At 37.7% G+C, this 16,230-nt stretch carries 12 protein-coding genes and 1 tRNA gene; 7 read left to right on the top strand and 6 right to left on the bottom strand.

Going from position 1 to position 16,230, the window contains the following annotated elements:
- Positions 1-244: 244 nt before the first annotated feature.
- The 5 genes from ACQ334_RS02015 (at position 245) to ACQ334_RS01995 (ending at position 3,680) form a co-directional block, all read left to right on the top strand.
- Positions 245-1,012, top strand: a complete 768-nt coding sequence (locus ACQ334_RS02015) for a DUF2490 domain-containing protein (RefSeq protein WP_430986485.1) — start codon at positions 245-247, stop codon at positions 1,010-1,012.
- A gap of 48 nt (positions 1,013-1,060) precedes the next feature.
- Positions 1,061-1,951 (top strand): aldo/keto reductase, encoded by an 891-nt coding sequence (locus tag ACQ334_RS02010; protein ID WP_430986484.1) that lies wholly within the window; start codon positions 1,061-1,063, stop codon positions 1,949-1,951.
- 158 nt (positions 1,952-2,109) lie between these two features.
- Complete coding sequence (locus tag ACQ334_RS02005) at positions 2,110-2,361, top strand: hypothetical protein (protein ID WP_430986483.1); 252 nt, start codon at positions 2,110-2,112, stop codon at positions 2,359-2,361.
- A gap of 10 nt (positions 2,362-2,371) precedes the next feature.
- Positions 2,372-3,580, top strand: coding sequence for a sterol desaturase family protein (locus ACQ334_RS02000; RefSeq protein ID WP_430986482.1), 1,209 nt, complete (start codon positions 2,372-2,374; stop codon positions 3,578-3,580).
- Between the two features lie 27 nt (positions 3,581-3,607).
- Positions 3,608-3,680 (top strand) — tRNA-Cys (locus ACQ334_RS01995).
- A gap of 49 nt (positions 3,681-3,729) precedes the next feature.
- On the opposite strand, the gene ACQ334_RS01990 is transcribed toward ACQ334_RS01995, so the two are convergent.
- The 6 genes from ACQ334_RS01990 to ACQ334_RS01965 all read right to left on the bottom strand — a co-directional run bounded on the left by ACQ334_RS01990 (position 3,730) and on the right by ACQ334_RS01965 (position 14,345).
- Positions 3,730-6,528, bottom strand: a complete 2,799-nt coding sequence (locus ACQ334_RS01990; protein WP_430986481.1) for a family 78 glycoside hydrolase catalytic domain — start codon at positions 6,526-6,528, stop codon at positions 3,730-3,732.
- Between the two features lie 480 nt (positions 6,529-7,008).
- A complete protein-coding gene (locus ACQ334_RS01985; RefSeq protein ID WP_430986480.1) occupies positions 7,009-8,961 on the bottom strand; it encodes an amylosucrase in 1,953 nt (650 codons plus the stop codon).
- A 156-nt stretch (positions 8,962-9,117) separates the two neighbouring features.
- A complete protein-coding gene (locus ACQ334_RS01980) occupies positions 9,118-10,128 on the bottom strand; it encodes a carbohydrate kinase family protein (RefSeq protein ID WP_430986479.1) in 1,011 nt (336 codons plus the stop codon).
- Between the two features lie 76 nt (positions 10,129-10,204).
- Complete coding sequence (locus ACQ334_RS01975) at positions 10,205-11,539, bottom strand: MFS transporter (RefSeq protein WP_430986478.1); 1,335 nt, start codon at positions 11,537-11,539, stop codon at positions 10,205-10,207.
- A gap of 93 nt (positions 11,540-11,632) precedes the next feature.
- Positions 11,633-13,267, bottom strand: a complete 1,635-nt coding sequence (treF, locus tag ACQ334_RS01970) for an alpha,alpha-trehalase TreF (RefSeq protein WP_430986477.1) — start codon at positions 13,265-13,267, stop codon at positions 11,633-11,635.
- 58 nt (positions 13,268-13,325) lie between these two features.
- Positions 13,326-14,345 (bottom strand): homoserine O-acetyltransferase family protein, encoded by a 1,020-nt coding sequence (locus tag ACQ334_RS01965; RefSeq protein ID WP_430986476.1) that lies wholly within the window; start codon positions 14,343-14,345, stop codon positions 13,326-13,328.
- A gap of 216 nt (positions 14,346-14,561) precedes the next feature.
- Here ACQ334_RS01965 and ACQ334_RS01960 point away from each other — a divergent pair, with 216 nt between their 5' ends.
- Entirely contained in the window at positions 14,562-14,981 is a 420-nt protein-coding gene (locus ACQ334_RS01960; protein WP_430986475.1) for an OsmC family protein, read from the top strand.
- A 77-nt stretch (positions 14,982-15,058) separates the two neighbouring features.
- A complete protein-coding gene (locus ACQ334_RS01955) occupies positions 15,059-16,222 on the top strand; it encodes a trans-sulfuration enzyme family protein (protein WP_430986474.1) in 1,164 nt (387 codons plus the stop codon).
- Positions 16,223-16,230 lie beyond the last annotated feature (8 nt).

Here is a 16,230-nt window from a genome sequence, read left to right as displayed (position 1 = left end):
AGCTCTGGCCATAGGAGGCTGAGTGATCTCATAAATCACAGACGGTGGTTCGAATCCACTCAGAGCGTCAAAAGATACACCTGGAAGCTGGAGCTTCCAGGTACAAAACAAACGCTGGCTCGAATTCATCCAGAGGGTCAAGATGTACCTGGAAGCTCCGGCTTCCAGCAAATTAAAAAACAATAAAAGATTACAGGTTACCTTATAAATAAATCATTTGCAGTTCAACAAAATAAAAGAATTGATGAAAACGAAATTAAGTGCTTTAAAAATTTGCTTATGCTGCACCGCATTATTGTTTGGCGTGAGCAGTACTGCTCAAACCAAACAAACTGAAAAACTAAACCAGGTATGGCTGGGTTATTTTAATCAAACCCGTTTGACTAAAAAATGGGGCATATGGACAGACCTGCATTTGAGAACCAAAGAAGATTTTGTAGATAATTTTTCGCAGAGCATTATAAGACTGGGCTTGACTTATTATATTAACGATGCTACAAAATTCACTTTAGGTTATGCCTATGTAACTAATTATCCCGGCGATAATCATAAGCAAATCTCACAAGCGGAGCACCGGCCATGGCAGCAAATTCAGTGGCATACCAAATATGGTAAAAAAAGAATGATGCAATGGTTCAGGCTGGAAGAAAAATATAAGCGCAAAATTTTAAACGATTCCACTCTGGCTGATGGTTATGGCTTTGGCTGGAAACTGCGTTACAATTTCTGGTACGAAGTTCCCTTAAGTAAGAAAGGCGTTGTACCCAAAGCCTGGTCGTTTATTGCAAATGATGAAGTGCATATTAATTTCGGCAAACAAATTGTAAATAATTATTTTGATCAGAACAGGTTTTTTCTCGGGCTGAAATACCAGGTAAGTGAAGCCAGCAACCTGCAGTTTGGATATATGAATGTGTTTCAGCAGTTAGCTGCAGGTAACAAATATAAAAATACTAACGTGGCCAGAGTATTCTTCTTTCAGAATATTGATGCCAGGAAAAAGAAGTCATAATAGTAATTCAATAATTTGTAGTTAACTTAGAAAACAAAAAATAACAGTATGGAAAAAATATATTTAAGCGACGCAGGCCCAAAAGTTTCTCCCGCTATTTATGGTTTCTGGAGATGGAGTACAGAAGTAGATAATACCGCTGCCACCATGGAAAAAATTGTGAACCTTTGTTTGGAACTTGGCATCAATACATTTGATCATGCCGATGTATATGGCTCCTGGAAAAGTGAAGAAGTATTTGGAAAAGTATTGGCACAAAAATCTTTTAAAAGAGAAGATATTGTGTTGTTTACAAAATGCGGATTGAATATTCCTAATCCCGGTAATCCTGACATCCGTATCAAGCATTACAATACTTCAAAAGAACATATCCTGCAAAGCGTTGATAATTCCTTACGCAAATTAAAGACGGATTATATTGACATTTTTCTTTTAGATCATTTAGATCCTATTTCAAATTTAGAGGAAACAGCATTGGTTTTAGATCAATTAAGAAGCTCGGGCAAAATAAAAAATATTGGCGTTGCCAACTTTACCGTTTTTCAACACCAGTTGTTGGCCTCTTATTTAAGAACACCTATCGTAACTAATCATATCGAATTAAATTTATTAAACACTGTGGCATTAGATAACGGGCAACTGGATTATATCAAACAGAAATACATGCGCCCTTTAGTTTCTGCACCGCTGGCTGGCGGCAGAATTGAAACCGGTACAGATAAATTAGCAATAAGAGTACAACAAAAACTGGAAGACATTGGTAAAAAATATGGCGCTAATGTAGAGTCTACTGCTGTTGCCTGGTTAATAAAATTAGGTGCGTTACCAATTATTGGCACTACTAACGAGCAAAGGATAAGAAATATAGTGAATGCTTTTTCTGTTGATCTCGACCGCCAGGACTGGTACGAATTATATGCCGCTTCTAAAGGCGAATAATTATTTCCACTGAGATTAAAAACGAATTAAATTTTTGTGCTAAAAATGAAATTGTTAAAAGTATATTTAATTAGTCTATAATTTTGATAGACTAATTAAATTACTTACATTTACAACAGCATTATTTTACAGTCATCATGATTTTATCCTACAACAATATGCAACAGCTTTTGCCTGCCATTATAGAAGGAAAAGTATTGTGTAATACTAACATCCCTGTAGGGGGAGCACAGGTATATTTTGTTCCGAGGATTGAAGAAACAACTACTACAGATGAAGGAGAATTTAAAATTGCTACCTGGATGCCCCTGCCTATTACATTAATTATTTGTCACAAAAACTACGAGAGTTATAAACTGACTATTTCAAGTACCACACAAAAGCTGGTTATTAAATTAAAGGAAAAATAAAATTCATCGCATGCACATCAACATCCTTGGTTTTGCCATCCCTTTATTTGTAGGCTTTATTTTGCTTGAATATAGTATTGCAAAAAAGAAAGGGCTGCATTATTTTAACCTGCACAATTCTATTGCTAATATCAGTATTGGAATTGCAGAAAGACTGGCTGATGTTTTTGTAGCCGGTGTATTTTATTTTGTGTACGATACAGTACAGAAAAAATATGGTCTCTTTCATATTCAGTCCGGTGTATTTGTATGGATACTTTTATTTATCGCTACCGATTTTATCTGGTACTGGTATCATCGCCTTGGGCATGAGATCAATCTTTTCTGGATGGCGCATATTGTACACCACCAGAGCGAAGATTATAACTTAACCGTGTCGGCACGTATCACCGTATTACAGGCCATTTTTCGTCACGGCTTTTGGTTGGTATTGCCTTTGTTAGGTTTTAATGCAGGCATGATAACTGCCATACTTTTAGTACATGGTTTGTACCCATTCTTTATTCATACCCGTTTGATAGGAAAGCTTGGCATTTTAGAATATATTTTAGTAACACCTTCACATCATCGTGTGCATCATGCCAGCAATGAAAAATACCTTGATAAAAACTATGGCGATGTACTCATCATCTGGGATAAACTCTTTGGCACTTTTGTAAAGGAAGAAGAAGAACCAGTGTATGGCTTAACCAAACCATTAAATACTTATAGTTTTCTCTGGCAGCACTTTCACTTTTTTATTGAATTGTGGCTGGCGATAAAAAATGCCGATGGCTTTAAAGAAAAAATAAAAGTATTGTTTGGAAGACCCGATAAAGTGGATCCTTCATTACGTAAGAAGGCTGAAGAAATTTTTAATGTACACCAGAATCAGATTGCCATCGACAAGCCATTGAATAAATATGTGGTGTGGCAGATGATCGTTTTATTGATCAGCCTTTCCATTTTTATTTTACTGGAGCAATATGCTTCACTTAATATTAAAGTGGCTTTTGCATTGGTAACTGTATTAACATTGATCAACTGTGGCGCTATAATGGAGCAAAAACGCTGGGTATTTTATATGGAATATATCAGGCTGGCCGTATTACTTTATTTACCTTTTTATTCCGCCAGTTACTGGCAAATAAAAACGGCGGTCATCATTTTTGTATTGGCGATGATCATTTCATATTATACTACTTTGCAAAAAAATTATTACCGTTATGTTTTAAAATAATGACTGGAAGCAGGAGCTTCCAGATACAGCCGTGTGACCGAGCTGGACAGGTATTGGTCTGCAAAACCTTTTTACGGTGGTTCGAATCCACCCACGGCGTCAAATATACCTGGAAGCTCCAGCTTCCAGTCAACCTAATAAACAAGTATTTAAAAAAGAGGATTGATTACTTTGAAATGAAATTTCCCTGAACCAATTTTTATCTTCACCCTTCCATTTTCCACACCTGCAATTGATATACCATTTGCATTGGTAATGGCTTTATCACCTTCCGTAATATTTTTTATTTCTTTAGATGGTAAATAAATTGTTGCCGTTGTATTAGCAGGAATTTCTACATACAATTCAAAAACTCCAGTAGTTTTTTTCCATTGACTAACAATATTACCATATACGGTTTGATGATTAGCATTTACATAACTGATATCGCCAACAACTTCAGGCTTAATCACAATTTGTTTATAGCCAACTGAATTTTCTGCTTGTTGTATTCCTCCCAGCCCTTCGTAAAACCATTGCATGATATGCCCCAGCATTAAATGATTGTTGGATACTTCTGCTAATGCCGCCCATGATTCTGTTAAAGCAGTAGCTCCTTTTTTTAACTGATAGCCATAACCAGCCACATCATCCCTGTAATTCATATCATAAATTAATTGCGATGCGTTGCCTTCATGCAAGGCCTGTATTAAAAAATGAAAACCTATATCACCTGCGGTTAATTTTTTTCCGGATGCAATAATGGAGTCCACCATATTTTTCATCACAGCAGCTTTATCTTTTGTAGCTACTAATCCAACACAAAGTGGCATGGCCATAGCTGTCTGGCTACCAGTAGAATATACTTTTGTTGCAGTATTAAAAAACTTATTGGTAAATGCAGTATTTATTTCCGATCCCAATTTTTTATACTCCACAGCATCAGCATTATTTTTTATTACTGTTGCTATCTGTGATAATAATTGCACATCATAAAAATAAATAGCCGTTGCAGTTAAAGCTTTGGGCGTAAGTTGTGCAACACCTGGTGGCTTAGGGCCATAGTCATACCAATCGCCTAAACCAAAATCTAAAATATTGCTGGCAGATTTTTTTTGTAAATAAGCTACATATTTTTTCATCATGGGATAAGCTGTTTTTAAAATCGCTTCATCGCCGTACCATTTGTACAACAACCAGGGCACAATTACCGAAGCACTGCCCCACTCCGGCGAATCACGAAAGCCAAAACCATTATCATCAAAGAAAACAAATTCAGGTGCAATATCAGGAACCAGGCCTTCTGCAGTTTGAGCTTCCATCATATCATACACTAATTTTTTATAGAGTTGATATACATCATAATTGGCATTGATAGAACCGCCCATTAAATAATCCTGTTCCAGCCAGCTTAGTTTTTCCCTATGCGGACAATCAGTAACCACACTTTGTAAATTACTTTTGATAGCCCATTGAATTAAATGGTTAATATCATTGAATAATTTATTGGAACATTCAAACGATCCGTTTAATGTGGATGAATTACCGGTATGTAAAGAAGTAAGGCTGATAATTTTTGCAAAGTCGCCGGAAGCAGTTACCGTATCAGGTATGGCACCTTCCACCTGCACATACCTGAAACCGGTGTAAGTAAAACGTTGGCGCCAGGTTTCCACACCATCACCTTTTAAAGTGTAGGAATAATAGTAAGGCTTCCCGGTTGCATTCTGATTGATGAGTTTAGTGCTATGAACTAATTCGCCGGGAGATAATTTTACTACCTGTCCTTTTTTACCTTGAACTTTTAATTCAATTATCCCGGAAAGATTTTGTGCAAAGTCGAACAGGTATACACTATCCTTTGGTTTAATTACAGTTTGCACATTTAAAACCGCATTTACTTTTATGGCATTATCCATCTCTGCTTCCAGTAATCCTTTTGGCGGGGTAACTGCTATCGCCTGTTTCCAACCGGCATCATTAAAATTTTTATTATCCCATCCTTTCTGTTCCAGGTTGGCATCATAATCTTCGCCACCATAAATACTGGTGAAAGTAATGGGTGATGGTGTTGTTGTCCATGACTGATCGCTTACTACAATTGCAGATGATCTATCCGTATACGTGATAACCATTTTACAAATGAGTTTTGGATAACCATAAGCTACTGCCAATTTAATATACCTTTCCCTGCTGATATTATAGAATCCGTTACCCACAATTGCACCAATAACGTTATCGCCTTGCTTTACAATATTGGTTACATCATAAATATTGTACAATACTTTTTTATCGTAATTGGTCCACCCAGGTGCTAAAAAACTATTCCCGATTTTTTCTCCATTAATACTTAATTCATATTGGCCTAATCCACTTACATAAACTGTTGCAGCAGCAATTTCTTTTTCTGCTGTAAATAATTTTCTGAATAAGGGCACAATACTTCTTTGCTTTAATTTATCAGGACCCAATTTTCTTTTTATATCAGGACTATGCACTCCCGGCACTGTCAATAGAGAATCTGGTAATTCTTCATAGCCAATCCATTTAGCATTACTCCAGTCATTGATAGTTAATAATCCTGTTGTAAAATTTGCAGGTTCACTCCAGGTAGTATTATTTTTATTATCCCATACCTGCACCTTCCAGAAATATTTTGCAGCGGCACTTATTTTTTTCCCTTTGAATAAAATTTGTATCGATTGATTACTGCTGATCTTTTTTGAATCCCAGATATTACCCACATTTTTTTGAAGTAGTTCAACCTTATCTGAAACTAAAACTCTGTACGCCGTTTGTACAACATTGCGTTGTGGAGATTGTAGTTGCCAGCTGAATTGTGGTGCTGTAGTGTTAATGCCCGGTGGATTTACTTTATGTTCACATTGCAAATTCGCAATTGTAAGTTGCTGACCAAAACTTTTACCCACCAGTAAAAGCGTCAAAATAAAAACAAGATTTCTTTTCATATAGCCATTTAAGCAGCTTTAAAAATACCTTTTTAAAAGCGTAAACTATCATGTGCCGCCCTGTAAAAAAGGAATACAGGCACACGGATGAAATGGATTTGATGGATGTACAGGATTTATTATTTCGATGAACAAGGATTATCTAAAAAATCTGAATTATTCTGCAAAGCAGAATAAAAATCCCTTTTTATCCGTCCACCCAGTGTTATCCGTGTTCAAATCTTTTCGAACTGTATTATCTAAACAATCCAAACTGTTCTGCAAAGCAGAATAAAAATCCGTTTCCATCCGTCCAACCAGTGTCATCTGTGTTCAAACTTTTTTTCGAGTCAAACAGCTATCCAGTTATTTGAATGAGTTCTTGTGACCAGCAAAAAGGTAGCCCCCGTAAAAACGGGGGCTCTTACCAAAACTAACTGCATATATGAAAAATACTGAGTTATCACCCTCAGTATAAAACACCCGGATTTTGCTATAACTCTATTCCCACACTGGTTCCATCAAATAGAAACTGTATGGTTCAAGAATAAAATACTCATGATCAAATCCTACCTGGTGGTACTCTCCCTTCCAGTGATCATATAACTTTTCTGATACCTGTCCATGTTGTTTAAAAGCAAACCAGGTTAAGAATGCCGGCTCTCCTGTAAAATTATAAATACAGTATAGCTTGCTTTCGTTGTGCGTACGCAGGTAGCCTGCAACATGTATATTATGCGGTTGCAGCCAGGTCAGATTTTTATAATCACTTACTACTTCCAATTTTTTTCTGATACTGATCAGCTGTTGTGTACCGGAAAAAACTTTTTGTTCCACCGTACCTGCTTCATCGGCTCTTGCATTTTTGCTCCAGTCAATTACAGGACGGTGCATCCAGCGGTTATCATAACTTTTACCGGCATCATTTAAATAACTGTAGTCGTTAGTATAGCCAGCTTCATCCCCATAAAACAACATGGGCACTCCGCCAATAAAAAAACTATGCGCCTGCATCAGCAGTATTTTTTTTATCGCAATGTCAATGGCAACTGCATCATTATTATCAATCGCTTTTTCCAATCCGCATAATGATGCTAAAGAACCGCTGATACGGGCATCCTGCGTTTTTGGATTTACAGAAAATAATGCACCCTTTGCAGGAGACAATTCATGCACACCGGAATAATATTCTTTTAAAAATTTGCGGTGTTCATAAGCATTGTAACCGGCGTATTGAATCATATAATCATCATAGCCTAATCCAATATCATCATGGCATCTTGTATAAGTGATCCACGAAGTGCCAAAAGGCTTTTGCAGAATCTCATGTTGTGCAGCCAGCATCACTCTTGTATCGCCTGTTGCCAAAGCATCCCATTGCAATGCCATGTGTGTAGCGTTGTAGGCAAAATCACATTCTTTGGCTGCATATAAACCGGTGCCAAAATATTTCATGATCTCTTTAGGTGCCACAATTGCTTCGCCTAATAATGCCATGCCCGGTGTTGCTACCTGTACACATTGTTTTATCAAACGTAAAATTGTATGGGCCTGTGGTAAATTCTGACAAGTAGTGCCCGATTGTTTCCAGATAAATGCCGGTGCATCTATTCTTAAAATATCAACACCTAAATTGGCATAAAAGAAAATCGTATCCAGCATTTCAACAAACACTAATGGGTTAGCATAATTCAAATCCCATTGGTAATTATGAAATACCGTCATCACCCATTTATTGCATTCTTCCACATAAGTAAAATTGCCTGGTGCTGATTCAGGAAAAATATCCGGCATCATTTTATCAAACTGATCGGGTATATGCCTGTCATTGTACATGTAAAAATAATCCTGGTATTTTTTTTCTCCTGATCTTGCTTTTTGCGCCCATTCATGTTTACTGGAAGTATGATTTAAAACAATGTCCAGCATCAGGTACATTTTTTCAGCACTCATCTTTTGCTGCACTGTTTTCAAATCTTTCATAGTGCCAAAACGTTCCGCCACTTTTCTAAAATCAGCAACCGCATAACCGCCATCGCTTTCACCTTCCGGGCTTTCCATTACCGGCATCAGGTGTAAAAAATTTACGCCGAGTTTTTTAAAATAATCCAGCTTATCGCCCAACGTTTTAAGGTTATCGCAAAAACGATCAACATACAAACTCATGCCGGTGATCTCATTACTTAAAAACCAATTGCCTTTTTTTTCTTTTTCTTCATCCCTTTCTTTTAATGCTGCAGGCCTTTCAGTATAAGCTTTCGCCATAGTTTCAATCAGCTGGTTGAATAACTTATCTGCTTCGGGATGTTCTTTATATAATTCGTAATACAAAAATTTTATAGCAGTGGCATTGGCAACAAAACGGGTGTAAAACATATTGTCGGCATTGCCGATATCGATCTTCTTTTTGCGAAGTACTGTGCTGATGGTTTTATGTAATTCCGGATCGTACACTTAGTTAATTGGTTGATTAGTTAATTAGTTTACTGGTGTTATGTTAATTATAAAGTAATGGTTAAAGAAGTCAAGTCTTAAAGACTCGACTTCTTTTGGCAGGCCATGCATCTGGCAAAGTATAATTAACATAATGCTAATAATATTTAGAAAATTCTATTTAAAAATGCTATTGTTTAAATGTTTGAATGCTTCCATGGCGCCCATGTATTCGCAGGTTCTTGCTCCGGCCTTGTTCGCATTCATTACAATTGCCTTCCAATGTGTTTCAGACATGGCTTTTATCTGTGCAAAATTTTTATCACTTAACTGATACAACACCGCACCAACAAATGCATCTCCGGCGCCGGTGGTATCAACAGGTTTTACTTCAATGCTGGGAATAATAATTGTGGTGTTATTAAAGCCCAACATCGTGCCCTCTTTACCCAATGTAATTGCAAATACACCATCTGTTTTTTCTAACAAGATGGTTACAGCATCTGCTAATGTTGCAGCGCCGGTTATCAATATCGCTTCTTCATCACTCAGTTTAAAAAAATGGCAGCAGTCTAAAAAATTCCATGACTGGTCAATAAAAGCCTGGGTATCATTTTTAAATAACAAATGCCTGTAGTTAGGATCAAAGCTGATGAAAATATCTTTCAATAATGCTTTTTGTAATAAGCCCTGATAAGCAGCCTGTAATGGCCCCGGTAAAAAACCCGTTGCCGAGCCAAAATGAATAATAGAAAATTCATCCAGGTCAATCGCTTCCACTTCCTGCCTGCTCAATTGCCCATCTGCACCACGGTTAAAATAAAAATCTCTTTCTCCATTTTCCATCAGTGATACAAATGCAAACGTGGTAAAATAATGTTCGTCCTGCAACATCCATTTTGTACTCACGCCAAAATCATTCATCACTTCTATCAGATGTTTTCCAAACGGATCAACGCCCACTTTAGCTGCTAACTCTACATTACCGCCTAATGCAGCAATGGCTGCTGCCACATTAGTTGGTGCACCGCCTGCTTTCTTTAAAAAATTATTACCGTCAGATAATGAACTGCCTTTGTCTGTGCAGATCATATCTATTAAGGCTTCTCCTATGCAAAGTATTTTATTGCCCCTGTCCCCTGAAGGGGAACTAAGATTGTTACTTTCTTTTGTATTTGTATTTTGCATTTAACTCGTTACTTAATTAAAACTATTTTTCACTTCGCACTAATCTCCGCTTTTCCCCTTTAGGGGTCAGGGGCTTTTAATGCCCGCCACCAAGCGGTAATACTACATCATCAGTTGGTTTACCAGCTTTTATTAAAAGTGTTAGTGCTGCTGCAATTAATAAAAACACACCGGCAAATGAAATGGCATTTCTTGGATCATTATTTAAAAAATGTTTTAAAATAAAACCAAAAGTGGTGGTTTGAATGAACATAGGAATTACGATCATCATGTTAATGATCCCCATGTATACGCCGTATCTTTCTTTGGGAATTTTACTTACCACCATTAAATACGGAATGCCCATCATGCTTGCCCAGCCAATACCAAAACCTGTTATGGCAGGAAAAAGTAAATATTTATTTTCAATGTGCGGAAAGATTAAAAAACCGATGCCGGCTAAAACCAAACAACCAAAATGTACCAGCTTAGGTGAATATTTTTTTGCAAACCACACTAAACCAAAAGCGCATAAAAAAGTAACGATATTATACCAGCCATTTACTAATCCTGTCCAGCCCACTGCTTCTTCATATAATTTAGAGTCCTGTTGCGGTGTGGTTTTCCAAACAGACAATGCAATACTTTTAGATGAGTTCTGCCAGTAACAAAACAACGCATACCATTGAAATAAATATACCAGCGCCAGTTGCCACATCACCATCGGCATGTATTTAATTGCTTTTACAATGTCGATGAAAGGAGATAAAATATTCAAAGGCTCAGCTTTCATTTTTTTCAATTCCTCTTCTGTTGGAGGTATTTCTGCAGTGGTTCTGGAACTCCACCACACCGAACCAATAGAACAGACTGACCCTAAAATAAAAGAAGCAAAAACCCAGGTAGGTAGCTTGCCGGTTTTACCCAAAAAGATCATAGGAAAAATAAACAAAGAAACATTTGCCAATGTTTGTCCGAAGCCGGTAAAAAAACTTTGCGCCTGGAAACCTGTTGGCTGTTGTGAGGCATCTAATTTATCAGCAATAAATGCACGGTAGGGTTCCATTGCTGTGTTATTGCCGGCATCTAAAAGCCATAACAAACCTGCGGCCATCCATAATGAACTACTGAAAGGAAAAAGAAATAATGCAATACTGCATACCATGGCGCCAATGAAAAAATAAGGTTTTCTTCTGCCCAATTTTGGTATCCATGTTTTATCGCTCAATGCACCAATAACAGGCTGGATCAATAAGCCTGTAAGCGGACCTGCTAAATTCAGCCAGGGAATTTCATCCGGCCTGGCACCTAAAAAATCATAAATGGGATTAACGGCACTTTGTTGTAACCCAAAACTATACTGAATGCCAAAGAACCCCACATTCATATTGATAATTTGCCAGAAACTTAAGTGCGGTTTGGTAAAGGTCATTAGCAGTGTTTTGAATCGTTGGTATAAATGTAATCAAAACAAGCTGCCGTCAAAATCTGCAAACGTTTGTGGTGGATAAAGAATAGGAAGAACTTACTTTTTAGTAACAAAAGCCTTCAACGCCAGGTACACACCATTCGTCCAGCCAAAACCATCCTGTGATGGATATTCGCCGCCACCGGCTTCCTTGGCAAGATCTTCTACATTGTACTTCTCCATCATTTTGCCTGTGGCGGCATACACTTTATCATTCAATGTCAGCCAACGTGTGGCGATATCTTTTGCCAATTGTTTTTGAAAGCAACGATTTAACGATGTAACTGCAATCCACTGTAAAGGAGCCCAGCCATTTGGTGCATCCCATTGCTGGCCTGTATTATTTGTTGTTGTAACAATTCCACCATCTCTAAGCAAATATTTTTTTATAAAATTAGCACCGCTATTTCCCCAAGAACCTATACCCTCCGGATTAGGTTCTCTTAAATAACTTAAGATCATTACTGAAGAAGCACAAGCAATATCAGTTGTTTTCTTTGTAACAAAATTGTAGTCAGAAAAAAAGCTTAAAGTCTTACTATAAAAAACTGAGCGAAAACTTTTTTCCCTATTAAATGCAAGGGTATTAAATCGTTTACGTTTCTTTTCCTGTTTTGATATTTTGCAGGCTTTTTCCAATGTCAATTCCAATTTATACAGTAAACAATTTAAGTCTACCGGAATAATATTAACAGTCTGGATAGAAGAAATATTTTTCTCATCGGCGAACCATCTGCTGCTAAAATCCCAACCACTACTGGCTCCTGCACGTAAATTTCTATAAACAGCAGCTTTGCTTTCATCCAGTATTTTTTTTAACGCTTCCGGCGAAGACATCCTAATCCGCATGGCTAATTCCTGCGATACATTTTCCGCCAATTCAAAATCTTCTTTATAACTTTCCTGTCTTGGTGCATTATAATCGTCCCAGTAACGATTCAGCACAACACCATTATCTAATTTTACCACCCTCTTAAATGCATCACCATTTTTAATTTTATCTGCACCTTCCATCCAATAGTTATATTCTTTTTCTAACTGAGGTAAATAAGTTTTATATACTTTATCACCCTCTATCTCCGCAAGCAGTTCTACCATCAAACTAAAATAAGGTGGCTGACTTCTGCTTAAATAATAGGTTCTGTTACCATTGGGAATATGACCGTAAGTGTCTATCAGAAATGCAAAATTATCCACCATATTTTCTATCATTGCTGTTTGCCCGCTTTCTTTTAAACCCAGCATTGTAAAATAACTATCCCAGTAATACACTTCTCTGAACCTGCCTCCGGGTACAATATAAGGTTTGGGCAAAGGCAACAGCGAAGATCCTTCCACCGCTTTATCTGCATCTCTTTGTAAATTACTCCACAGGTTTTTAATGTGATTGGCAGCTACCGGTTCCTTAATAATGTAATTAAAGGCAGGTGGTGGCGGTGGTGTATTAAAATTATCGTCTACAAACTTTTTTAAATTCAGGTTGGGGCCTTTTATCAAACCATAATCGTACATAATATCCCTCACCTTTCTTTTGGGTGTACAATCCACAAATGTTTTGCCATCAGGAAAAATTTTTGCCAGCTGCACATCAACAAATAACTGGCCGTAAATTTTATCGGGTGCTGCCGGCTGTTGTGCTGCACTATTTTTTATCAATAAAAATAACAGGGGGAGAATAAGCAACTGCTTCATACATATTTTTTAATAGTACAAATTAGGAAAAACAATTTTAATGTGATGCAGGGAGATGTTAAGCTTTCAACGCTAACCATTGCGCCAGGTGTTGCGAAATAATTGTTGATTCTACCATAAAACCATCGTGGCCATAATCAGAATCAATTTCTATCATTGTCGCACCGGGAATATGCTGTGCTAAAAAACGTTGTTCAATCAGCGGACAAAGAATATCGCTGCTGATACCAATGATCAAAGTATTAGGAGTAATTGTTTTTAATACGGCTTCTAAATTTCCACCCCGGCCACGGCCCAGATGATGACTGTCCATAGTTTTGGTGAGTTGCCAGTAAGTGTAGGCATTAAAACGATCCACTAATTTTTGCCCCTGGTAATTGATATAGGAAGATGCTTTAAAATTATCTGTTTTCTCCGCATCAGCATCTGTTTGTTGTTGCACCATAATGCCATAATTGCGATAGGTTAACATACCAATAGCACGTGCTGCTTTTAATCCTTTTGCAGCAGCTTTTGGTGATGGCGTATTCCAGGTGCCATCAGCTTCAATACTCAGGCGTTGTGCAGTATGTGTAGCAATACCCCAGGCGCTTTCACTCGCCGATGTGGCAAGCAACAATAAATTTTCAATCGCATTATTTTCCATTACACACCATTCCATAGCCTGGTATCCACCCATGCTGCCACCCATTAATAAATATATTTTTTCAATACCTAAATGTTTGCGCAACAGAATATGAGCATTCACCATATCCCTGATGGTGATCAATGGAAAATTGCCATAATAGGGTTGCCCGGAAGTTGGATCAATACTTAGCGGCCCGGTGCTGCCATAGCAGGAGCCCAGTATATTAGCACAAACAATAAAATATTTTTCCGGATCAATTACATGATCATTGCCCACCACTCCATTCCACCAATCTGCCGCATCGCTGTTGGCAGTCAGTGCATGGCATATCCAAACCACATTGCTTTTATCGGCATTTAATGTGCCATAGGTAGTGTACGCAATATCAATTGCAGGGAAGGTAAAGCCACTTTCTAAGGTAAAACTATCGGTATATTTAAATACATTCATTTATTTGTAACGTCTTTTTCTTCTGCCTTAAACTCCTTTACAGGCAATTTAAAATGCAACCATTTTTTATTTTCTTTGCCGGGTGAGCCACTCTTTAAGGAGTGACCCACCCTACGATTCTATCTTCGCAAAAAGTTCCCCATTTAGGGGGCGGAAGGGGCAAATAAAATGCAAAGTAAAGGCTTGCAATATTTATATTTGTAAAAATGTTTTAAAATGATAGAAATTAATATGCAGCGGGTATCGGGCGACTTTGGTTTTGAAGCCAAAGATGCCAATGGACATATCGTTCACATGGATAGCAGCGATGAAAGTGGTGGACAGAATTTTGGTGTTCGGCCTATGCAAATGTTGCTGATGGGCCTGGGCGGTTGTAGTGCTATTGATGTAGTAATGATATTGAAAAAGCAACGCCAAACGGTAGAGGATTTTTCCATAAAAGTTACCGGGGAAAGAGAGGCAGGCAAAGAACCTTCTTTGTGGGCCAATGCAAAGATCACCTTTTTTTTAAAGGGAGATATCGATAAAGAAAAAGCCTATCGTGCCTGCGAATTATCAATGAATAAATATTGCAGTGTGGCAGAAACATTAAGAAAAAGTGGCACCGACCTTACATGGGAAGTGGTGGTTAGTTAGTTAACTGCGGAACGTCCCGATCATTTCGGGAGTTTATTTGTTAACTGGTTAATTAGTTTATTAGTAAAAGCAATATCATGAATCCGATAACGAAAGCGATAAGAATACAGACAGACCGTACCAATGAAATGGAACATAGCACACCTATGTTTTTAACCAGCAGTTTTTGTTTTGATGATGCAGAAGATATGAGGGCAGCATTTGCGGATGAAAGCAATGACAATATCTATAGCCGTTTCAGCAATCCGGGTGTACAGGAATTTACCGATAAAATGGTAGCATTAGAAGGTGCAGAAGCTGGTTATGCAACTGCAACAGGCATGAGTGCGGTGTTTGCATCGTTTATGGCTTTGCTGAAAAAAGGTGATCATTTAATTGCCTGCAGTTCTGTTTTTGGCAGTACCATTACTGTACTGAATAAATATTTACCTAACTATGGTATTGAAGTAAGTTATGTAAGTGCGAATGACCCGGCAAGCTGGGAAGCTGCTATTAAGCCCAACACTAAAATGATCTATATGGAAACACCTACCAATCCCGGTTTGGATGTTATCGATTTAGACGTAGTAAGTAAACTGGCTAAAAAGCATAATGTTTTATTGAATGTAGATAATTGTTTTGCCACACCGGTAAACCAACGCCCTATTGATTTTGGCGCTGATTTAGTTATTCACTCTGCTACTAAATGGATTGACGGACAGGGAAGAGTTTTGGGAGGTATTGTATTAGGCAAAAAAGAATTGATACAACAGATCTATTTATTCTGCCGCAGCACCGGACCGGCATTATCGCCTTTTAATGCATGGGTATTAAGCAAAAGTTTAGAAACACTGGATGTGCGTATGGAACGGCATGCATCCAATGCCTTACATATTGCAAAAGCATTAGAAGGCCATGCAAAAATAAGTTGGTTGAAATATCCCTTTTTACCCAGTCATCCGCAACATGCAGTTGCTGTTAAGCAAATGAAAAATGGTGGAGGCTTAATTAGTTTTAATTTAAGTGGCGGTTTAGAAAGCGGCCGTGCATTTTTGAATAATTTAAAAATGCTATCGCTTACGGCTAACCTGGGTGATACCAGGAGTATTGCCTCTCACCCTGCAAGTACTACGCATGCCAAACTTACCGAAGCAGAAAGAGCTGCCGTGAATATTACACCGGGCTTAATAAGAATTTCTGTTGGACTGGAACATGTAGATGATATTTTGGGAGATATTTTGGGGGCACTGAAGCAATGCTAAAGGCAGAG

Source organism: Ferruginibacter sp. SUN106 (assembly GCF_050611765.1).
GTDB lineage: Bacteria > Bacteroidota > Bacteroidia > Chitinophagales > Chitinophagaceae > Ferruginibacter.
The sequence above is the reverse complement of the archived record's forward strand: the minus strand, read 5'-3'. Positions and strand labels throughout refer to the sequence as shown.

What these genes read in the sequence shown, in the direction of transcription:
- ACQ334_RS02015 (WP_430986485.1), top strand. Translation starts at nt 245, where the DNA reads ATGAAAACGAAATTAAGTGCTTTAAAAATTTGCTTATGCTGCACCGCA.
- ACQ334_RS02010 (WP_430986484.1), top strand. Translation starts at nt 1,061, where the DNA reads ATGGAAAAAATATATTTAAGCGACGCAGGCCCAAAAGTTTCTCCCGCT.
- ACQ334_RS02005 (WP_430986483.1), top strand. Translation starts at nt 2,110, where the DNA reads ATGCAACAGCTTTTGCCTGCCATTATAGAAGGAAAAGTATTGTGTAAT.
- ACQ334_RS02000 (WP_430986482.1), top strand. Translation starts at nt 2,372, where the DNA reads ATGCACATCAACATCCTTGGTTTTGCCATCCCTTTATTTGTAGGCTTT.
- ACQ334_RS01990 (WP_430986481.1), bottom strand. Translation starts at nt 6,528, where the DNA reads ATGAAAAGAAATCTTGTTTTTATTTTGACGCTTTTACTGGTGGGTAAA.
- ACQ334_RS01980 (WP_430986479.1), bottom strand. Translation starts at nt 10,128, where the DNA reads ATGCAAAATACAAATACAAAAGAAAGTAACAATCTTAGTTCCCCTTCA.
- ACQ334_RS01975 (WP_430986478.1), bottom strand. Translation starts at nt 11,539, where the DNA reads ATGACCTTTACCAAACCGCACTTAAGTTTCTGGCAAATTATCAATATG.
- treF (WP_430986477.1), bottom strand. Translation starts at nt 13,267, where the DNA reads ATGAAGCAGTTGCTTATTCTCCCCCTGTTATTTTTATTGATAAAAAAT.
- ACQ334_RS01965 (WP_430986476.1), bottom strand. Translation starts at nt 14,345, where the DNA reads ATGAATGTATTTAAATATACCGATAGTTTTACCTTAGAAAGTGGCTTT.
- ACQ334_RS01960 (WP_430986475.1), top strand. Translation starts at nt 14,562, where the DNA reads ATGATAGAAATTAATATGCAGCGGGTATCGGGCGACTTTGGTTTTGAA.
- ACQ334_RS01955 (WP_430986474.1), top strand. Translation starts at nt 15,059, where the DNA reads ATGAATCCGATAACGAAAGCGATAAGAATACAGACAGACCGTACCAAT.